This is a genomic window from Streptomyces chromofuscus, from assembly GCF_015160875.1.
Lineage (GTDB): Bacteria > Actinomycetota > Actinomycetes > Streptomycetales > Streptomycetaceae > Streptomyces > Streptomyces chromofuscus.
The window spans coordinates 5,229,208-5,247,612 of the sequence record NZ_CP063374.1 but is presented as its reverse complement, the minus strand read 5'-3'; the positions used below and the strand labels follow the sequence as shown (position 1 = coordinate 5,247,612).

Annotated in this window: 18 protein-coding genes and 1 pseudogene; 10 read left to right on the top strand and 9 right to left on the bottom strand. The window is 71.6% G+C overall.

Annotation, left to right across the window (positions count from 1 at the left end):
• Positions 1-21 precede the first annotated feature (21 nt).
• Complete coding sequence (locus tag IPT68_RS23805) at positions 22-1,698, bottom strand: DUF3152 domain-containing protein (protein ID WP_189696402.1); 1,677 nt, start codon at positions 1,696-1,698, stop codon at positions 22-24.
• 8 nt (positions 1,699-1,706) lie between these two features.
• A complete protein-coding gene (locus tag IPT68_RS23800) occupies positions 1,707-2,801 on the bottom strand; it encodes an alpha/beta fold hydrolase (protein ID WP_189696401.1) in 1,095 nt (364 codons plus the stop codon).
• A gap of 326 nt (positions 2,802-3,127) precedes the next feature.
• On the opposite strand from IPT68_RS23800, the gene IPT68_RS23795 reads away from it, so the two are divergent.
• From IPT68_RS23795 to IPT68_RS23780, 4 genes are all read left to right on the top strand, one after another.
• Positions 3,128-3,352, top strand: coding sequence for a hypothetical protein (locus IPT68_RS23795; RefSeq protein WP_189696400.1), 225 nt, complete (start codon positions 3,128-3,130; stop codon positions 3,350-3,352).
• A gap of 197 nt (positions 3,353-3,549) precedes the next feature.
• On the top strand, positions 3,550-4,197 hold the full coding sequence (locus tag IPT68_RS23790; protein WP_189696399.1) for a TetR/AcrR family transcriptional regulator: 648 nt from the start codon (positions 3,550-3,552) through the stop codon (positions 4,195-4,197).
• A 179-nt stretch (positions 4,198-4,376) separates the two neighbouring features.
• Positions 4,377-4,604, top strand: a complete 228-nt coding sequence (locus tag IPT68_RS23785; protein ID WP_073940165.1) for a DUF3107 domain-containing protein — start codon at positions 4,377-4,379, stop codon at positions 4,602-4,604.
• A 206-nt stretch (positions 4,605-4,810) separates the two neighbouring features.
• Complete coding sequence (locus tag IPT68_RS23780) at positions 4,811-5,080, top strand: hypothetical protein (protein WP_189696398.1); 270 nt, start codon at positions 4,811-4,813, stop codon at positions 5,078-5,080.
• 86 nt (positions 5,081-5,166) lie between these two features.
• On the opposite strand, the gene IPT68_RS23775 is transcribed toward IPT68_RS23780, so the two are convergent.
• Positions 5,167-5,928 (bottom strand): ferritin-like fold-containing protein, encoded by a 762-nt coding sequence (locus IPT68_RS23775; RefSeq protein WP_189696397.1) that lies wholly within the window; start codon positions 5,926-5,928, stop codon positions 5,167-5,169.
• Positions 5,929-6,440: 512 nt separating this feature from the next.
• Here IPT68_RS23775 and IPT68_RS23770 point away from each other — a divergent pair.
• Positions 6,441-8,948 (top strand): DEAD/DEAH box helicase, encoded by a 2,508-nt coding sequence (locus tag IPT68_RS23770; RefSeq protein ID WP_189696396.1) that lies wholly within the window; start codon positions 6,441-6,443, stop codon positions 8,946-8,948.
• A gap of 204 nt (positions 8,949-9,152) precedes the next feature.
• Positions 9,153-10,028: an alpha/beta fold hydrolase gene (locus tag IPT68_RS23765; protein ID WP_189696395.1), complete on the top strand. Its 876-nt coding sequence runs from the start codon at positions 9,153-9,155 to the stop codon at positions 10,026-10,028.
• A 41-nt stretch (positions 10,029-10,069) separates the two neighbouring features.
• On the opposite strand, the gene IPT68_RS23760 is transcribed toward IPT68_RS23765, so the two are convergent.
• Positions 10,070-10,975, bottom strand: coding sequence for an NYN domain-containing protein (locus tag IPT68_RS23760; RefSeq protein WP_189696676.1), 906 nt, complete (start codon positions 10,973-10,975; stop codon positions 10,070-10,072).
• Positions 10,976-11,188: 213 nt separating this feature from the next.
• Here IPT68_RS23760 and IPT68_RS23755 point away from each other — a divergent pair, with 213 nt between their 5' ends.
• Positions 11,189-11,341 carry a hypothetical protein gene (locus IPT68_RS23755; protein ID WP_189696394.1) on the top strand — a complete coding sequence of 51 codons (153 nt, stop codon included), beginning with the start codon at positions 11,189-11,191 and terminating at the stop codon, positions 11,339-11,341.
• 74 nt (positions 11,342-11,415) lie between these two features.
• Here IPT68_RS23755 and IPT68_RS23750 read toward each other — a convergent pair whose 3' ends face one another.
• The 3 genes from IPT68_RS23750 to IPT68_RS23740 form a co-directional block, all read right to left on the bottom strand.
• On the bottom strand, positions 11,416-12,021 hold the full coding sequence (locus IPT68_RS23750; RefSeq protein ID WP_189696393.1) for a MarC family protein: 606 nt from the start codon (positions 12,019-12,021) through the stop codon (positions 11,416-11,418).
• Positions 12,022-12,090: 69 nt separating this feature from the next.
• Positions 12,091-12,948 (bottom strand): PHP domain-containing protein, encoded by an 858-nt coding sequence (locus IPT68_RS23745; protein WP_189696392.1) that lies wholly within the window; start codon positions 12,946-12,948, stop codon positions 12,091-12,093.
• A gap of 170 nt (positions 12,949-13,118) precedes the next feature.
• Positions 13,119-13,760, bottom strand: coding sequence for a DUF6758 family protein (locus IPT68_RS23740; protein WP_189696391.1), 642 nt, complete (start codon positions 13,758-13,760; stop codon positions 13,119-13,121).
• Positions 13,761-13,856: 96 nt separating this feature from the next.
• Here IPT68_RS23740 and IPT68_RS23735 point away from each other — a divergent pair.
• Positions 13,857-14,769 (top strand): annotated as a pseudogene (locus IPT68_RS23735) (MFS transporter).
• A gap of 42 nt (positions 14,770-14,811) precedes the next feature.
• Here IPT68_RS23735 and IPT68_RS23730 read toward each other — a convergent pair.
• Entirely contained in the window at positions 14,812-15,396 is a 585-nt protein-coding gene (locus IPT68_RS23730) for a suppressor of fused domain protein (protein WP_189696390.1), read from the bottom strand.
• Positions 15,397-15,903: 507 nt separating this feature from the next.
• Here IPT68_RS23730 and IPT68_RS23725 point away from each other — a divergent pair.
• The gene (locus IPT68_RS23725; RefSeq protein ID WP_189696389.1) at positions 15,904-17,019 is read left to right on the top strand and encodes a magnesium and cobalt transport protein CorA; all 1,116 of its coding nucleotides are present in this window, start codon (positions 15,904-15,906) and stop codon (positions 17,017-17,019) included.
• Positions 17,020-17,041: 22 nt separating this feature from the next.
• Positions 17,042-17,563 (top strand): hypothetical protein, encoded by a 522-nt coding sequence (locus tag IPT68_RS23720; RefSeq protein WP_189696388.1) that lies wholly within the window; start codon positions 17,042-17,044, stop codon positions 17,561-17,563.
• Between the two features lie 4 nt (positions 17,564-17,567).
• On the opposite strand, the gene IPT68_RS23715 is transcribed toward IPT68_RS23720, so the two are convergent.
• A complete protein-coding gene (locus IPT68_RS23715) occupies positions 17,568-18,335 on the bottom strand; it encodes a LolA-like protein (RefSeq protein WP_189696387.1) in 768 nt (255 codons plus the stop codon).
• Between the last annotated feature and the right edge of the window lie 70 nt (positions 18,336-18,405).

Genomic DNA, 18,405 nt, shown 5'->3' with positions numbered 1-18,405 from the left:
GTCATCACGCGCGACGCGGGGTCAACTCTTCGGAAACGCCCACGGGTTGGCCTTGCAGCGGATGCCGTCGTGCTCCAGGAACTTCGTCTGCTGCTGCATGACGGGCGCCAGTTCGCCGTCCTTGTCGCAGGTGACGTGGGAGTAGCCGAGCCGGTGGCCGATCTCGTGGTTGATCAGCATCTGCCGGTAGGCGTGGATCTCGTCGCCGTACGTCTCCGAACCCTGCGCCCAACGGTAGGCGTTGATCATCACGCGTTCGGTGGAGGCGGAGTCGCAGGACACATTGTCGACCGTCGTGTCCAGGCCCGATTTGGCGCACCAGTCCGCGGTGGTGCCGGGGCTGGCGAGCGTGATCACGAAGTCGGGGTTCCCGGAGTGGATCCGTTCGAAGGTGCGGCCGCCGTTGTGCGCCCAACTCCGGTCGTCGTTCAGCGTCTTGTGCACGGCCTGCGCGAAGAGCTCGCCGTCCAGGCCGAGCCCCTGCTCGACGTCCACGCGGTAGGTGTACTTCTGCCCCGCTCCCGGCGCCTTGTCGATCCCGGGGATCGCGTCGAACCTCCCCGAGCCGTCGAGCTTCGCGCTCAGCGGGAACGTGCGGTCCATCTTCTGCTCGTACGCCAGCGGGGTCGCGCTCGGCGTGCTGGACGGCGTGGGCCGCCCGTCCCCCCGCGACGCGGAGTCCCGGACGTCCCTGGACCGGTCGGTGCCGGACCGCGACTCCACGGCGCCTTCCTCACCCTGGCCGGTGACCTGTCCGGCAACGACGACGGCCAGCACGGTGGTCACGGCGGCGGCCGCGATACCGGCGACGGCGCGGCCCCGGCCTCCCTTGGCGGGCGCGGGCTCGCCGGTCGGGGGCGGCTCGTGGTCCGCGTCGGTTTCCGTGTCCCAGCTGGTGACGGACGCGTACGGGTTCGAGGGGTGCGCGGTGGCGGGGGCGTACGGGTCCGAAGGGCCGCCGGGAGGTGCCGGGTGACGGCGTACGAAGACATCGTCCCGCTCGTCGAAGGCGTCGACGTAGTCCTGGCGCGGGCCGGGGGGCGCCTGCCGCTGGCGCGGAAACGCCGGAGCGCCGGTTCCCGCGACCGTGCGCCCTCGCAACTCGCCCCAGCGGTCACCGCGTTCACGCTGCTCGGGATGACCACCGCGCACCTGGGGGATGCCGTGGGCCGGTGTGCCGTCCGGCAGACGCGGCATGCCGTGGGCGGGCGTCCCGTCCGGCAGACGCGGAACACCGCGGGCAGGGGTCCCGTCGGGCAGCCGCGGGACGCCATGCGCGGGTGTCCCGTCCGGCAGACGCGGAACCCCGCGCGCGGGTGTGCCCTCAGCGAAGCGAGGCACCCCCCGCGCCGGCGTGCCGTCCGTCAGACGCGCGAAACCGTGCGCCGTCGTCCCGTCCGGCAGACGCGGAACCCCGCGCGCGGGTGTGCCCTCAGGGAAGCGAGGCACCCCCCGCGTCGGCGTGCCGTCCGCGAACCGTGGCACCCCCGGTCCGGGAGGACCCTCCGGCAACCGCGGCACCCCGCGCGCCGGCGTGCCGTCGGACAGCCGCGGTACTCCCCGCGGAGGCGTCTCCTCGGCGACCCCCTGCGCAGCCGAGCCCCGCTGACCTCCCGAGTGGCCGGACGCGCGGCGGCGTGACCCCTTGTCCGTGATCTCGGTCTTGGGTGCCGGACCACGGCGACTGTGGCGTCCCACCTCGCCCCTCAGCTCCCCGCGCTCGCGGACTCGGCCCCACCGGAGGAGCCGCCGTCCTGGAAGCCGGCACCCGTGGAGGTCCGCCCGGCCGTGGCCGCGCCGCGGGAGGCGACACCACCGGAGGCAACACCGTCAGTCGCTCGCACCCTGGCCTCCGCCTCCGCCTTCAGTTCACAGAACGCCTTCGCCACCGTATCCGGGTACTCCATCATCGCGACGTGCCCACCGTTCGGCAGCGTCAGCAGCCGCGCGTCACGGAACGTGCGGGCGGCCTTCTGGGCCATGCGGAAGCCGACGAGCTGGTCACGGCCACCGTAGATGAGGAGCGTGGGGGCGAGCACCCGCTCGGCCTGGCGCCACAGTCCGTGTTGGCCACCGAGCGTGTACGCGTTGACGATACCGCGCGCGGAGCGCGCCATCGCATCCCAGAAGTACGGTAGTTGCAGCCGCCGCTCCATTTCCTGCACGGCGTTGCGGAAACCTTCGGGCGACACGCGATCGGGGTCGCCGTAACAGAGCGTCAGCACGCCACGGACCCGCTGTTCGGCCGTCCAGCCGGTGGTGAACCGGGTGAACAGCCGGACCACGCCCGGCAGCGCCAGGAGGGCCGTGGGTACGGCGGTGCGCTGTACCCGGAGCTCCGGCAGCGCCGGCGACACGAGCGTGAGCGTCCGGACGAGGTCGGGACGAACGGCGGCGACGCGGGTGGTGACCGCGCCGCCGAGGGAGTTGCCGAACAGGTGCACAGGACCGCGTCCCGCCGAGTCCAAGTAGCGGATGACCGCGCGCGCGTGCCCGGTGATCGAGTAGTCGCCGTCGTCCGGGGGCGGAGAGTCGCCGAAGCCCGGCAGGTCCACGGCCTCGCAGTCGACCTCCGCGTCGAGCAGCTCCATGAGCGCCGACCAGTTCTGCGAGGAACCGCCGAGTCCGTGGACGTAGAGCGCGGGCGGCAGTCCCTCACGCGCGGGTGGCCTCGAACGCACCGTGAGCGTGATGCCGGGCAGTCGGACCGACTTGAGGCGCTCGCCCTCCGCGACCCGGACGGGCGCCACCTTCGGGAGCACGTTGCTGGTCGGAACGAACGGCAACTCGGTCGAAGACATGCGGCAATGTTACGAGGTGATCACGCAGTGGTTCATGTGTTCGCCGACACGGACACGCGAGATCACCGTCACAGCCATGGGTACGAAGGTTCCGGGCAGCGAAGATCCGCACAGTCGCCGACTCGAAGATCCACCGAGTCCGGATGCGCAGAGAGCAGCGGTCCCCGTTACGTCGAGGGGGCGCACGGTCGGCGGATGCGCAGCGCGTGACGTTCCGGACGCGGATCGCATAGCGTCCGGATCGGGTGTCTCCTAGGCTCGTAAAGAGGGCACCCGCGTGTGGCCCCTGCATCTCTCAGGGACGTTCGTAGGAAGGGAGCCCCGCCATGGCCGTTGACCCCACCGACCCCGAGACCTTCGTGGACGAGGAGATCGAGGAAGTCCAGGAGTTCGACGTCGAGGCACCGCCGGTCGACGCGGCCGAGCAGCACACGGACATCGCGCAGGACCGCGACGACCCGCTGACCGGCGTGGAGCCCGACCGCGGCAGCGAGGCGGACCTCGTGGAGCAGGCCCGTGTCGTGAGCCTCGACGAGGATGACTATCGGTGACGTATGACGACACCTGGTGCCGTTGAGCGGGAAAGAGGCGCTTTTTTGCCCGCTCTGAGCTCGTTCGAAACGCTCTGTGCGGCTTTCGTAGCCGTCCGGTCCGTGAAATTCTGCGCTCGCAGCGCGCACAGCACGGTTACCGAAAAGTACGATGGCCGGGCGGCGCACACCGCATGTGGACGACTTTGGGAGGCGGCGTGACAGCCATCGAGCAAACTGAGGCAGCACGCCCGCGGGGTACGCGCCTGCCGCGCCGTGCCCGTCGGAACCAGCTGCTGGGCGCCGCCCAGGAAGTCTTCGTGGCCCAGGGCTACCACGCGGCCGCGATGGACGACATCGCCGAGCGTGCCGGTGTCAGCAAGCCGGTGCTCTACCAGCACTTCCCGGGCAAGCTGGACCTCTACCTGGCCCTGCTGGACCAGCACTGCGAGTCGTTGATCCAGTCCGTGCGCAACGCGCTCGCGTCGACCACCGACAACAAGCAGCGCGTGCGGGCCACGATGGACGCGTACTTCGCCTACGTCGAGGACGACGGCGGCGCATTCCGGCTCGTCTTCGAGTCGGACCTGACGAACGAGCCCGCCGTGCGCGAGCGCGTCGACAAGGTCACGAACGAGTGCGCGGAGGCGATCTGTGACGTGATCGCCGAGGACACCGGGCTCTCGCGCGCGGAGTCGATGCTGCTCGCCTCCGGCCTCGGCGGCCTCGCCCAGGTGGTGGCGCGTTCCTGGCTGCACAGCGACCGCAGTGTGCCGCGCGACCAGGCGGTGCAGTTGCTCACCTCCCTGGCGTGGCGGGGCATCGCCGGCTTCCCGCTGCACGGGAACGAGCACGGGCACCACTGACCTGCACCTTTGGCGAGCAGGCGCACTACTCACCTGCACATGTCCGCGTGTTTGTTCCCGTCGGCTGTTCGCTCCTGGCGTTCTCGCGCTGAACGTGCGCGTCCCCTCACCGGGCTAATGTGTGCTGGGTACGGCGCGGACGCCCGCGCACTTCACTGACCGTTCGGAGGGACATAGCCGTGGAGGTCAAGATCGGCGTTCAGCACGCGCCGCGCGAGATCGTTCTGGAGAGCGGTCAGAGTGCCGAAGAGGTCGAGCGCGTGGTGGCCGAGGCGCTGGCCGGCAAGTCGCAGCTGCTCAGCCTCGTGGACGAGCATGGCCGCAAGGTGCTGGTCCCGGCCGACCGGCTCGCGTACGTGGAGCTCGGCGAGCCGGCACCGCGCAAGGTGGGCTTCGGCGCGCTGTAGCGGGCTGCGGACAGAAGCAGACGGAAGGGGCCCGGCGGCTCGTGGGAGCCGCCGGGCCCCTTCCGTTTCGACCGTTTCCGGCGACTCCCGCACGACTTCACCAAGAGGTCACAGCTCCCGCACAGAGGAGGATTGCATTCCGCAGGTCAGGGGTAAGACGGGCTACGACCGTTTCGGGCAGGCCGGCCATGTGGGAGGACCCTGACATGCTCCTGGAAGCACTCAGCTCCGCGATCCTCGGCCTGGCCCTGTCATGGGTGTACGCCGCCCGCCTGCCGCACCGCCTCCCGGCCCGCCCCCTGGTCCTGTCCACCGGTGTCGCCGGAGCCCTCTTCGGCGCCTTCCTCACGCACACGGCGCTGGAGGCCGGCGGCTTCCTGCTGGTGCTCCTCGGCGCCGCGATCGTGTCCGCCGCGTCCCTCTCCCTGCTGCTGCGCCCGGCGGGAAGACTCCGCCGACGATCGGCGACGGCCTGAGCCGCCGCCGCGGCCGCCGACGCCCCTGACGCTGCTGGAGGTTTCGAGCCCTCGAGGGCCGTCCGGCGGCGCGTGCCCGACGGTTCCTAGGCGGCCAGCCCAAGAGCGGCCATCCGCTTGGTGTGCGCCTCGGTGATGCGGGAGAACATCCTGCCGACCTCGGCGAGGTCGAAGCCGTCGGCCACCCCGCCCACGAGCATCGTGGACAGGGCGTCGCGCTCGGCGACCACCCGCTGCGACTCGGACAGGGCCTCGCCCATCAGCCGTCGCGCCCACAGCGCGAGCCGCCCGCCCACGCGTGGGTCGGCGTCGATCGCCGCCCGCACCCGCTCGACGGCGAAGCCGGCGTGGCCGGTGTCGTCCAGGACGGCCAGCACCAGCGAGCGGGTGTCGGCGTCCAGCCGGGCGGCCACCTCGCGGTAGAAGTCGCTGGCGATGGAGTCGCCGACGTAGGCCTTGACGAGCCCCTCCAGCCAGTCCGAGGGCGCCGTCTGCCGGTGGAAGCCGTCGAGCGCGGCCACGAACGGCTCCATGGCGGCGGTCGGTTCCTCGCCGATCTCGGTGAGCCGGTCGCGCAGCCGCTCGAAGTGGTGGAACTCGGCCGACGCCATCTTCGCGAGCTCCGCCTTGTCCTCCAGCGTCGGCGCCAGCTTGGCGTCCTCCGCGAGCCGCTCGAAGGCCGCGAGCTCCCCGTACGCGAGCGCGCCCAGCAGGTCCACGACCGCGGCCCGGTACTGCGGATCGACGGAGGCGGTCGCCCAGTCCTGGGCGGCGACCCCGGTGTGTGCGGCGGCGTCGGTGGTCTCGGCGGCGTGCTCAGGCTTGTCAGAGGTCGTCATGAAGCGCACAATAGTCCGCTCGCCGCGGGGTGGAAGTCCCTGGTCAATCGTGTGACCACGACGACGCGAAGGAACGCCCGCGCGAGTGTGACGATGACTACGTGACCGAATCGGCCATCGCATGTGCGCGATTCCGGGGTATGGTGGTAATGCGCCTGCTGGTACGGCGACGTCTTCGCCGTACCTCGACAGGCCGCACGTATGAGGATGCCCGGTCGGTGGCCCGATCGGCTCCGACCCGACAGCCCTCCCTGACCGTACGGCACTGTGCGTACGACGATCGGAGGGACCCCTCAGTGGTACGAACGCTGGAGCGTTGGTAGAGGTCCCGTGTCCACGGCGCGCCCCTACGGCGGCCGAAGTCCCCGGCACGGTCCGACACGACCCCCGCGCTCGCCTCGTACCGCGCACACAGAAGAGGCAGCACCCTGACTAGGACGTTCCGAGAGCTCGGGATCCTCCCCGAGACCGCCGAGGCCCTGGAGGCCGTCGGCATCGTCACCCCGTTCCCCATCCAGGAGATGACCCTCCCCGTCGCCCTCTCCGGCACGGACGTCATCGGCCAGGCGAAGACCGGTACTGGCAAGACGCTGGGCTTCGGTCTTCCGCTCCTGGAGCGCGTCACCGTCCCCGTCGACGTAGAGGCCGGGCGCGCCAAGCCCGAGGCCCTCACCGAGGCCCCGCAGGCCCTCGTCGTCGTCCCCACGCGCGAGCTGTGCACGCAGGTCACCAACGACCTGCTGACCGCGGGCAAGGTGCGCAACGTGCGCGTCACCGCGATCTACGGCGGCCGCGCCTACGAGCCGCAGGTCGAGGCCCTGAAGAAGGGCGTCGACGTGGTCGTCGGCACCCCGGGCCGGCTGCTGGACCTGGCCGGCCAGAGGAAGCTCGACCTCAACCACGTCAAGTGCCTGGTCCTCGACGAGGCCGACGAGATGCTCGACCTGGGCTTCCTGCCCGACGTCGAGAAGATCATCAACATGCTTCCGGCCCGCCGCCAGACCATGCTGTTCTCGGCGACCATGCCGGGCGCTGTCATCGGTCTGGCCCGCCGTTACATGTCGCAGCCCACGCACATCCGCGCCACGGCGCCGGACGACGAGGGCGTGACGGTCGCGAACATCTCGCAGCACGTGTACCGCGCGCACAACATGGACAAGCCCGAGATGGTCGCCCGCATACTGCAGGCCGAGGGCCGCGGTCTGGCGATGATCTTCTGCCGCACCAAGCGCACCGCGGCCGACCTCGCCGACCAGCTCAAGCAGCGCGGGTTCGCCTCCGGCGCGGTCCACGGCGACCTCGGCCAGGGTGCCCGTGAGCAGGCGCTGCGCGCCTTCCGCAACGGCAAGGTGGACGTGCTCGTCTGCACCGACGTGGCCGCGCGCGGCATCGACGTCGAGGGTGTGACGCACGTCATCAACTACCAGTCGCCTGAGGACGAGAAGACGTACCTGCACCGCATCGGCCGTACGGGCCGCGCGGGCGCGTCGGGTACGGCGATCACGCTGGTCGACTGGGACGACATCCCGCGCTGGCAGCTGATCAACAAGGCGCTGGAGCTGGACTTCAACGACCCGCCGGAGACGTACTCCACGTCGCCGCACCTGTTCGCCGAACTCAGCATCCCCGAGGGCACCAAGGGCGTCCTGCCGCGCTCGGAGCGCACGCGCGCCGGGCTCGACGCGGAGGAGCTGGAGGACCTGGGCGAGCCGGGCGGCCGCGGTGGGCGCGGCCGTGGTGGCCGGGGCGGCCGGGAGGAGTCCCGCTCCGCCGACCGCGAGCGTTCGCCCCGTACGCCGAGGCGCCGCCGCCGCACGCGCGGTGGTACGCCGCTGGACGCCACGGAGACTCCCGCTTCCACGACCGCCGAGGCGGCCACGGAGACCACGGAGGAGGCCGCCGCGCCGCGCACGCTGCGCCGCCGGCGCCGCACCCGGTCCGGCGCCCCGGCACAGGCGACGGCCGCGGCAGGGGTCGAGTCCCCCGTGAGCGAGGCCGCCGAGACCGCGGTGACGACGGCCGAGGGCGCCACCACGGTGGACGCCCAGGAGACGCCGGCGAAGTCGCGCCGCCGCCGCACCCGCAAGTCGGCGGAGACCCAGCCGGTCGAGGCCGTGGAGACCGTGGAGGCTCCGCAGGCCACCGAGGCTCCGCAGGCCGCCCCGGCCGAGGTCGCGGTGGACACGGCCGAGACCACCGAGGCCAAGCCGAAGCGGACGCGCGCCCGTAAGACGGCCGCCCCCGCGGCGGAGACGGCCACCGACACAGCCGAGGGCGCGGAGGCCAAGCCGAAGGCCCGCCGCACCCGCAGGACCGCGGCGCCGGCCGAGGTTCCCCAGGCCCCCGAGGTTCCCCAGGCCCCCGAGGCTCCCATGGCCACCGTGCCCGCGCAGGCCGGCGAGGCCGTGCCGGCGGAGGCGGAGGCGGAGTCCAAGCCGAAGGCACGCCGCACCCGCAAGGTCACGGCCGCCGCCGAGGTTGCGCTTGACACGGCCGAGGGCGCGGAGGACAAGCCGAAGCGCACCCGCAAGACGGCGGCCACTGCCGCCGAGGCAGCGGTCGACGCCGCCGAGGGCGCGGAGGACAAGCCGAAGCGCACCCGGACGCGCAAGACGGCAGCCGCCGCACCCGAAGCGGCGGCCGACACCGCCGAGGGCACGGAGGCGAAGCCGAAGCGCACCCGCAAGGCGACCGCCTCCGCCGAGGACGCCGAGGCCAAGCCCAAGCGCACCCGCAAGACGGCGGCCACTGCCGCCGAGGCAGCGGTCGACGCCGCCGAGGGCGCGGAGCACAAGCCGAAGCGCACCCGGACACGCAAGACGGCAGCCGCCGCACCCGAAGCGGCGGCCGACACCGTGGACGGCACCGAGGCCCAGCCGAAGCGCACGCGCACCCGCAAGGCCACCGCCCCCGCCCCCGCCCCGGAGGCGACCGCCGAGATCCCGGCGCAGGCCACGCAGGAGCCGGAGCCCACGCCGCGCCGCCGCACCCGCAAGGCCACGGCCGCCGCGGAGGCAGCGGACAGCTGATCACCGCCGTACCGACGGCCCGGCCCACCTCACCTGGTGGGACCGGGCCGTCGGCGTTCCCGCACGCGGCGGACTGCGACGCAAGGGCCACGAGCCCGGGCCCGTCCCACTCCCCCGCCGCCCCCTGCCCCTTCTCCGCCCTCTTCTCCACTCCCTTCCCCTTCCCGCCCTCCCCCGTACGCCCCCACCCGTTACCCTCACCCCGTGACGACGCCCGCCGCCCACACCCCGCCCCCCGGCGCTCGCGCCTATCCCCTGTCCACCGCGCGCGGTGACTTCGCGGTCGTGGACGTGCCGGTCGCCCCGGGTGTCGCGCCGCGCGGCACGGCCCTGCTGGTCCCCGGTTTCACGGGCAGCAAGGAGGACTTCCGGCTGATGCAGGGGCCGCTCGCGGCGCGCGGGTACCGGACGGTGGCCGTGGACGGGCGGGGACAGTTCGAGTCGGACGGACCGGCGGACGACGAAACCGCCTACGCGCAGCACGAGTTGGCGCGTGACGTGCTCGCTCAGGCCGAGGCCCTGGGCGTCGGCCTGCACCTCCTCGGGCACTCCCTGGGCGGCCAGATCACCCGGGCAGCGGTCCTGCTCGACCACTCCCCGTTCGTCTCGCTGACCCTCATGTCGTCCGGCCCGGCGCAGATCTCGGTCTCCCAGCAGCAGCGCGTGAAGCTGCTGCGGGACGCGCTCACGGTGATGTCGATGGACGAGGTGTGGGAGGTGATCCAGTCGATGGGCGCCCCGGAGGAGGTCGGCGGCCCGGCTCGCGGCATCGGCGGCGCCGACCTCCTGCGCCGCCGCTGGCTCGGCAACAAGCCCGCGCAACTCATCGCCACCGGCCGTCAGTTGTCCACCGAACCGGATCGCGTCACCGAACTGGCGGCCGTACGGCTGCTGTTCCACGTCCTGTCGGGTGTGCGGGACGACACCTGGCCGTTGCCGCTCATGGACGACATGGCCGTACGACTGGGCGCGCACCGAACAGTCATCGAGGGCGCCGAACACTCACCGAACGCCGAACAGCCGCTGCCGACAGCCCGGGCGATCGCCGACTTCTGGGACACGGCCGACCCGACGGCCTAGGACCGCGCCCGGAAGGCCCCCGTACCGGCCGGCCCCCCGGCTCAGTACAGCGTCTGCAGGTGCTCCCAGAATCCGTCTCGCAACGCCCGCCGCAGATCCGCCTGTCCACGCAGCGAGTACTGCAACAGCCCTTCGGCCTCCACCAGCAGATCCTGGTCCACCGACCCGGGCAGATACGGATGTCCCGGCAGCAGCTCCACCAGTGACTCACGCCCCCGCGCCGCCAGCCACTTGGCCGCGATCTGGGCGCCGACGAAGCGGACGTCCTCGCGGGCCGGCCGGGCGGCCGCGGCGGGCTCGTAGGCGGCGGCCGTGCGCCGGGAGACGTATGGCTTGAAGAAGTCGAGGTCCAGGGTGCGCTGGCTGTCGACCTCCCACAGCAGCGGCTCGGCCTGGTTGCGGCCCTCGGGTGCCTCGATGCCCCACAGGTGCACCCGCGCACCGTACCCCTGGGCCGCCTCGACCGCCGACACGAGGTCCTCGTCGCCGCCGAGCAGGGCCGCGTCGCTGATGGCGCGATGCCGGGCAAGGGACTCCAGATCGGTGCGAATCAGGGAGTCGACGCCCTTCTGCTGGTTGTTGGCGTTGAGGTTGCCGAGCCGGACCTTGACGTCGGGCAGTTCGGCGATGGACTGCTGCTCGGTGGTGTGGATGCGGCGCCGCGCGCCGTCGTACCAGTAGACCCGCAGCAGCCGGCTGTCCGCGAAGATCTGGCGGGCCTTGTCGATGAGCGCCTCGATCAGCCCTTCGGCGTCGAGGTCGAAGGCGCGCCGGTCCTCGGTGCCGGCGATCAACCGGCCTGCGGCCGCGTAGAGATACCCAGCGTCGACGAAGATGGCGTGGGTCGAGGGTGTCTTCGCCACCTCGGCGAGCATGCGCTGCAGCAGCTCGTTCGTGCGGTCGATACGGGCGGTCAGGGCCGCGAGGTCGTCGTTCATCACGTCCATTGTCCCGTCGGTCACGCTGCGAACACAACCGGTCCCGGTTAGTCTCAAGAGAGCTGCTTACCGTTCAGTAATTAGCCGATCGAAAAATTTCCTTAGCGTAGGGAATGTTTGTAACAAACGGTGTGTTGCATACGTATGGAGCCGGAGGCACCCGCCTTCGGGGCCATCCCCAGTAGTTCTCCTCAGGAGGATGACCAGACGAAGGGAGAAGCCATGCGCTTCGAAATCATGCGACTCGACGACGTGGACGGCACGCCCGTGGACACGACCGTCGTGGACGCCGCCTCCGTCAACCGGATCGTTCAGCAGGCCGCCGCCATCGGGCAGCGACTGTGGATCCGCCCGGCCGAGACCCCGGCCTCGTAAAGCAGAACACGCCGAAGAGTGCAGGACCCCGTACGGACGCGCCGTACGGGGTCCTGCTGTGTGCACGGGGCCGCTCAGCCGCCCCGGATCACCTGCGTCACACCGTTGATGATCTGCTGCACGGCGATCGCGGACAGCATCATGCCCGCGAGCCGGGTCACCAGCACCACGCCGCCGTCCTTGATGACCCGGATGATCAGCAGCGAGTACCGCATCACCAGCCACAGCACCACATGGATGGCGAGGATCGCGGCCCACACCGACACCTGGAGACCGACGCCGTCCGCCTTCTGCACGGCGAGGATGACCGACACGATCGCACCCGGCCCGGCCAGCAGCGGCATGCCGAGCGGGACGAGGGCGACGTTGACGTCCTTGGTCTGCTTGGGCTCGTCGGTCTTGCCGGTGAGCAGGTCGAGCGCGATCAGCAGAAGCAGCAGCCCGCCGGCGATCATCAGCGCCGGCACGGAGACGTGCAGGTAGTCGAGGATCTGATGCCCCAGCACCCCGAACACGGTGATCACGCCACCGGCGACACAGACGGCCTGGAAGGCCATCCGCCGCTGCACCTCGGCGGGCCGTCCCGAGGTCAGGGCGAGGAAGATCGGGGTGACCCCGGGGGGATCCATGATGACAAAAAGGGTGAGGAAGAGGGAGCCGAAGACGGCGAGGTCGAGCATGACGGGACTACAGGCCTTGCGTGAGGATGAAAAGCGGGACGACGGACGTGGGCGCGAGGGTCGTGCGCCTCAGGCTCCGCCGGTCCCCGGCACCGGGAACGCGCCGGTCGCGCGCCGGGTGATCTCCCCGTACACCTCGGGGTCGGTCACGTACTCGCCGAGCGCGACCGTCTTGCGGCTGCCGTGGTAGTCGCTGGACCCGGTGACCAGCAGCCCCAGCTCCTTGGCCAGCCCGCGCAGCCGCGCCCGGGTGTCCGGGTCGTGGTCCATGTGGTCGACCTCGATGCCGTCGAGCCCGGCGGCGGCCAACTCGGCGATCGCCGGCTCCGGTACCGTACGCCCGCGCTTGGCGGCCCCGGGGTGCGCGAACACGGCGACGCCACCCGCGCCCTTGATCAGCCGGATCGCCTCGAACGGATCGGTCTCGTGCTTCTCCACGTAGGCGCGCCCGCCGTCGGCCAGCCAGTCCTGCGTGAAGGCGTCGCCGACACTCGGCACGACGCCCAGCTCGACCAGCGCGGACGCCACGTGCGGCCGGCCCACCGACCCGTCGCCGGCGATCCGCGCGACCTGCTCCCAGGTCACCGGCACGCCCAGCGCGTTCAGCTTGGCGATCATCCCCTTGGCCCGCGGCACCCGGTCGTCCCGCACCAGCTCCCGCTCGGCGAGCAGCGCGGGCTCCTCGGGATCGAACAGGTAGGCCAGCAGGTGCATGCCGATGCCGTCGATGCGGCAGGAGAGCTCGGCACCGGTGACCAGCGTGAGCCCTTCGGGGAGCGCCGCGATCGCCTCGGCGTGCCCCCGGGTGGTGTCGTGATCGGTGAGCCCGACGACGTCCAGCCCGGCAGCGGCGGCGTTCCGCACCAGCTCGGCGGGGGTGTCCGTGCCGTCGGACGCGGTGGAGTGGGTGTGCAGGTCGATACGCACGACGCAGACTCCAGGCGGTGACGGGACGGAGGGACACCTAAGGATAACGGGTGAATCCGCGCACCCTTGTCACACCCGCAACCGGCATGCGCCCCCTACAGACGACTCGCCCGACACCCGGCGCGCCACGGCCCGCCCGGCACCCGGAGCCCGGCTGCTCGACCGGCGCCCTACGGTTCGAGCAGGCGCGGCGACAACGCGCCGCACGGCACGAGCTCGACCTCCGCCCCCGCGTCCCGCACGTCCGTCAGCACCAGCTCGTCGTACATCAGCAGCCCCGACTGCTCGGGCCACACCACGGCCCACAGCCACAGCCCCCGGGCCTCTCCCGCGAACACGGCCCGGTCGGTCGGCGATCCCGAGACGTGCCACAGCGGCGTGGGCCGCCCCGCGGCCAGGACCTTGACCTCGGGAGGCTTCTCGACGTTCATGTACGGCCCCGGGTCCGGCCCGGCGATGCCCGCGTACCGCGCTCCGAGGCCGACACCGAGTTCCTCGGCGACCAGGATCAGCTCCCCGATGCCGCCGAGCGGCCCGGGACCCGAACAGGCCACCGCCGTGGCGCGACCGCCGCTGCGGTCGTCACCGGCGCAGGCCACGCCCGTGAACAGCCAGCCGACCGGCAGGGGCCACGGCATCCACACCGGTACCTGCGTGCGAGCCACCACCACGCTGAGGGCCTCGACGCTGGGCGGGATCACGGGTTGCAGCGGATGCACGGCACCGTGCACGTCGCACTGCCAGGAATCGGCGAAGAGTCCGGGAGCCCTGACCCGGCCACCACACTTCGGGCAACTGGGTTCGCCCCTCATAGGGCTCCACGGTCCTACCCCTGCTGCGCCACGTCAAGGACGATCACCCGTCCGGGCGGAACCCGCGCCACAAACATTCAGATGTAACTTGCATCAATTAGCCAAGCTAACTCATTCGGTGCCTCCGTGGTCGCCTTCATGGGCATCGGCCTCGTCGACCCGATCCTGCCCTCCATCACCAAGGGCCTGGACGCACCGCCGGCCAGGTCTCCCTGCTCTTCACCTCGTCCTTCCTGGTCAGGCGATCGCATGCTGCTCACCGGGTTCGTCTCCGCCGCGTCGGCGGCCTCGGACGCTGCTGCTCGGCCTCGGCCTCGTCGTGGTGTTCGCCGACCTGTCCGGCGCCTCGGGCTCGGTCGGCGAACTCGTCGGCTTCCGGGCGGGCCGGGGCCTGGGCCACGCGCTGTTCGTATCCACGGCCCTCGCGGTCGTCGTCGGCGCGGCGGCGGGCGGAAGCGCCGCGGCGATCCTGCTGTACGAGTCCGCGCTACGGCCTCGGCATGGCCTGCGGGCCGCTCCTGGGCGCGCTGCTCGGCGACGCCGGCTGGCCCTACCCGTTCTTCGGCACCGCGTTCCTGATGGCCGTCGGCTTCCTGTGCATCACGGCGTTCCTCAAGGAGCAGCCGCAGCCCGCGCGCCGGACCGACGTACTCGTCCTCGGCCACGGCGACCACACGACGGCCGTCGTCTGCACGATTCTCTCGGGCGCCCTCATCGGCGTGGACAACACCGTCTACACCGAGCCGGCGCTCGGCGTGTCGGACGCGCCGCGACCGGCGGCGAGCACGGGCTACAACTTCGGGCGCTGGTTCGCGGCGGCCGCCGCGCCTTCCTCGCACCGCGGATCGAGGAGTGGACCGACGTCCACGTCCCGTTCGTCGTCGCGGCGGTCACGGCGTTGCTGGGCGCGAGCGTGGTCGCCGTACGGCGAAGGGCACTGACGGCGAAGGCGGAGCAGCTCCAGGTGCGGCACGCCACCGAGGACGGTGTGGGCGTCTTCGTCAACTGACCGATTCCGGACGGACTTTGGTGACCTTGCTCACGCTCCGGCTCAGTCCAGCGGGACCGATGTGCGGGACGGATCGCGCAGGTCGGTCCCGTGCGTGAGCCAGCGCTCCTGGAGGGCCTGCGCACCGTGGACGCGCTTCCAGGCGGCCTCGTTCGGCGTCATGGGCAGCAGCGGCAGGAAGCGGACCGGGTCGAGGGGCGCGTCCAGTTCCAGGTCCTCGACCAGGCCGCCCGGCTCGGCGACCAGGACGGAGGTGAAGGGAGCGCCCGGCCACAGCGGTTCGCCGACGTCCAGGGAGGCGCCGGGGGCCACGACCACGCCCTCGACCTGCGGGGACGCGGCGAGAACAGCCAGCGGGCGGAGCACCTTGTCGGTGTCGGCGCGACCGGAGCGCACGGAGAGGAACAGCTCGGCGCGGGGACCCTTGACCGGATCGGCGAGGACCCCGGTGGGGTCCGCCATGGGCTGGGCGGACATGCCGAGGGTGGCGTAGCGGACGATGTCCCCCTCCTGGAAACGCAGCACCTCGACGCGGTCCGTGCCGAGGAAGGTGACCGCGGCGCGCGCGTCCGGCTCGCCGAGCGCGGAGCGCAACCTGGCCTCGACCAGTGGGAGAACATCAGCCATGCGGCGAGCATAGAACTCGTTAGGACAGGGCAAAGCAGCGCCTTGACACTTAGGTCTGCTGATACTCTTGGCCGGTGGTTCGGGGCAGCACGCGGTGGCGTCGCGATCAAGTCCCGACGCCGACGACACTCCCTTACGAGGGACCGGCCGGAGGAGGTGGGGCTGCAATGGACCGAAGTCGACCGTGCAGTACCACCCGCTCTTCCCGCCGCTGACGTTGCTCCGGCTCTAGCCTGCCGCCACCTCTCGCATGCGCATCTCCTGCGTGTTTCCGCGGAAGAGCACTTAGTTCCGTTTTGCCTCTGCTTGATCTGTATGACCTGCATCAGCAGCTGAATCAGCAGCGAAAAGTTCGCCACCGCGACGGTGCGGTGCTCCCCGCTTTGTGGACGTGCGAAACATCCTTCCCTGCCTGACGGCGGGGAGACCTTGCAGGACGTCCCCATTCCGGGCAGTTCCACCCGGCGCCCCGCGGCCTGACGCTGCTCGCCCGCGAAGGAGCCTGCCATGTCGATGATCCGTGACCTCCGTGCCGCGGTCCGCCCGTCGCGTCCCGCGCTGCGCAAGGACACCGGGGCGTACGACACCACGCGCGACCCGAAGAGCACCACCGCCGTCGTCGACTGCGCCGTCTACCGCGACGGCACCCGCGTCGAGACCGCGGGACCGCTCACCCCGCACGAGGCGATGCGCCGGGTGCGGCGTGACGGGGGCTTCGTCTGGATCGGGCTGCACGAGCCCACCGAGGCCGAATTCGCGGGTATCGCGAGCGAGTTCGGGCTGCACCCGCTGGCGGTCGAGGACGCCGTCCAGGCGCACCAGCGGCCGAAGCTGGAGCGCTACGACGACTCCCTGTTCACCGTCTTCAAGACCATCCACTACGTCGAGCACGACGAACTCACCGCCAACAGCCAGGTCGTCGAGACCGGCGAGGTCATGTGCTTCACCGGGGGGGACTTCTTCATCACCGTCCGGCACGGCGGGCAGGGCTCGCTGCGGGCGCTGCGGCACCGTCTGCAGGACGACCCCGAGCTGCTCGCCAAGGGCCCCTCGGCGGTGCTGCACGCGATCGCCGACCACGTCGTCGACGGGTACATCGCGGTCGCCGACGCGGTGCAGGACGACATCGACGAGGTGGAGACGGAGGTGTTCTCGCCGGGCCGCAAGGGCGCGCCGCGGGGCACCGACGCAGGGCGGATCTACCAGCTCAAGCGTGAGGTCATGGAGTTCCGGCGGGCGGTGCAGCCGCTGATGCGTCCGCTGGCGCTGCTGAGCGAGCGGCCGATGCGGCTGATCGACCCCGACATCCAGAAGTACTTCCGGGACGTCGCCGACCACCTCGCCCGGGTGCAGGAGCAGGTCACCGGCTTCGACGAGCTGCTCAACTCCATCCTCCAGGCCAACCTCGCGCAGGCGTCGGTCGCGCAGAACGAGGACATGCGCAAGATCACCTCGTGGGCCGCCATCATCGCCGTACCGACCATGGTGTGCGGCGTGTACGGAATGAACTTCGACTACATGCCCGAGCTGCGCTGGAAGTTCGGCTACCCGATGGTGCTCGGCATCACGGCGATGATCTGTTTCGGCATCCACCGGACGCTGAAGCGCAACGGCTGGCTGTGAACGGCCTCGCTACCCTGCTGCCATGACTAGCGAGCTGCTCGACCAGGCCCTCGTCGAGGAGGCCACCAAGAAGTCCGGGCTCATCTGGGTGCGGGGTGCCGGGGCGCCGGCAGCGCGGGCGCTGTGGCACGTGTGGCACGAGGGCGCGGCCTGTGTGGTCGGCGACGGTCCGGGCGAGCAGCCGCTGCCGGGGCTGGCCGACGGCGGGGCGGCCGAGGTGACCGTCCGCAGCAAGGACAAGGGCGGCCGGCTGGTCGCCTGGACGGCACGGGTGGTGGAGCTGGCGCCGGGCTCCGAGCGGTGGGACGCGGCCGTCGCCGAACTGAAGGGCAAGCGGCTCAACGCCCCCGACGGCGAGGCCATGCCCGAACGGTGGGCCCGCGAGTGCCGGGTGCTGCGTCTGGAGCCGACCGGCACGACCTCGCCGCTGCCGGACGGCTCGCTGGCCGAGGCGCCGCTGCCGACGCCGGCGACGACCCGCGAGCCCGTCCCCGAGGGACTGCCGCGCCTGCTCTTCCGGAAGAAGAAGCGCGGGCGCGCCTAGCGCCTCACGACGTCGGCAGCTGCTGGCCGTAGTCGACCGTCTTGTCCTTCGCGGGCTGCTCCAGCTTGAAGTCCTCGCCCCAGTCCGAGAACGTGAGGGTGCCCGCGCCGCCCGCGCGGACCAGGCGCAGGGGATACGGCGTGCCTTCCAGGGAGACGTCCAGGGTGCCGCCGGAACCCTTGTCGCCGGTGATGCGGATGGTGCGCACGCCGGACTCCTCGTGGCGGCCGTCGGTCGCCAGGGTGCCGTGCAGCGTCAACAGGCTGTCGAGCAGGACGTCCTTGTCGGTGAAACCGCTGAACCGCTTGTACGACGGGTCGCCCTCCGGCACCTTCACGAACTTGCCCTCCAGCTTGTCCGCCGCGGCGTCGTCGGACTGGTCGCCCTCGTCCCCGCCGTCACCGTCGCCGTTGCTCCAGAAGTCCGCGTCCGCCATCAGGAACAGCTCCTCACCGACCCGCAGCAGCTGGAAGGTCGCCCCCTCCGCGCTGACCGACCCGGTGCCGCCGTCGGACTTCAGGCGCATGTCCAGCTTGTACGTGCTCCCGCCCGCGACCACCGTCCCCGACAGCCGTACCGCCCGCGCGGACTCGGCCGCCGTGCGCGTCTTGGCCTGGATCTTCTCGGCGGGCAGTTTGCCGACGCCGTTCGTGCCCGCGTCCGGGTCCTCGCCGCCACCACACCCGGTCAGCCCCGTCCCGGCCACGACCAGCGCACAGATGGCGCTCACCAGTGTGGTCCGGCGCGTACGGCCCTGGCGCATCGCAGTCACAGGTGGTGCTGCCTTTCTGACGTCGGTCCTGAGCGGCGTATCGCAGCGTACCGGGGTGCCGGGCGGCCGG

Bases quoted from the DNA above. Each gene is read 5' to 3' on its own strand.
- IPT68_RS23800 (WP_189696401.1), bottom strand. From the start codon at position 2,801: ATGTCTTCGACCGAGTTGCCGTTCGTTCCGACCAGCAACGTGCTCCCG.
- IPT68_RS23795 (WP_189696400.1), top strand. From the start codon at position 3,128: ATGGCCGTTGACCCCACCGACCCCGAGACCTTCGTGGACGAGGAGATC.
- IPT68_RS23780 (WP_189696398.1), top strand. From the start codon at position 4,811: ATGCTCCTGGAAGCACTCAGCTCCGCGATCCTCGGCCTGGCCCTGTCA.
- IPT68_RS23770 (WP_189696396.1), top strand. From the start codon at position 6,441: ATGACCCTCCCCGTCGCCCTCTCCGGCACGGACGTCATCGGCCAGGCG.
- IPT68_RS23760 (WP_189696676.1), bottom strand. From the start codon at position 10,975: ATGGACGTGATGAACGACGACCTCGCGGCCCTGACCGCCCGTATCGAC.
- IPT68_RS23755 (WP_189696394.1), top strand. From the start codon at position 11,189: ATGCGCTTCGAAATCATGCGACTCGACGACGTGGACGGCACGCCCGTG.
- IPT68_RS23750 (WP_189696393.1), bottom strand. From the start codon at position 12,021: ATGCTCGACCTCGCCGTCTTCGGCTCCCTCTTCCTCACCCTTTTTGTC.
- IPT68_RS23740 (WP_189696391.1), bottom strand. From the start codon at position 13,760: ATGAGGGGCGAACCCAGTTGCCCGAAGTGTGGTGGCCGGGTCAGGGCT.
- IPT68_RS23730 (WP_189696390.1), bottom strand. From the start codon at position 15,396: ATGGCTGATGTTCTCCCACTGGTCGAGGCCAGGTTGCGCTCCGCGCTC.
- IPT68_RS23725 (WP_189696389.1), top strand. From the start codon at position 15,904: ATGTCGATGATCCGTGACCTCCGTGCCGCGGTCCGCCCGTCGCGTCCC.
- IPT68_RS23720 (WP_189696388.1), top strand. From the start codon at position 17,042: ATGACTAGCGAGCTGCTCGACCAGGCCCTCGTCGAGGAGGCCACCAAG.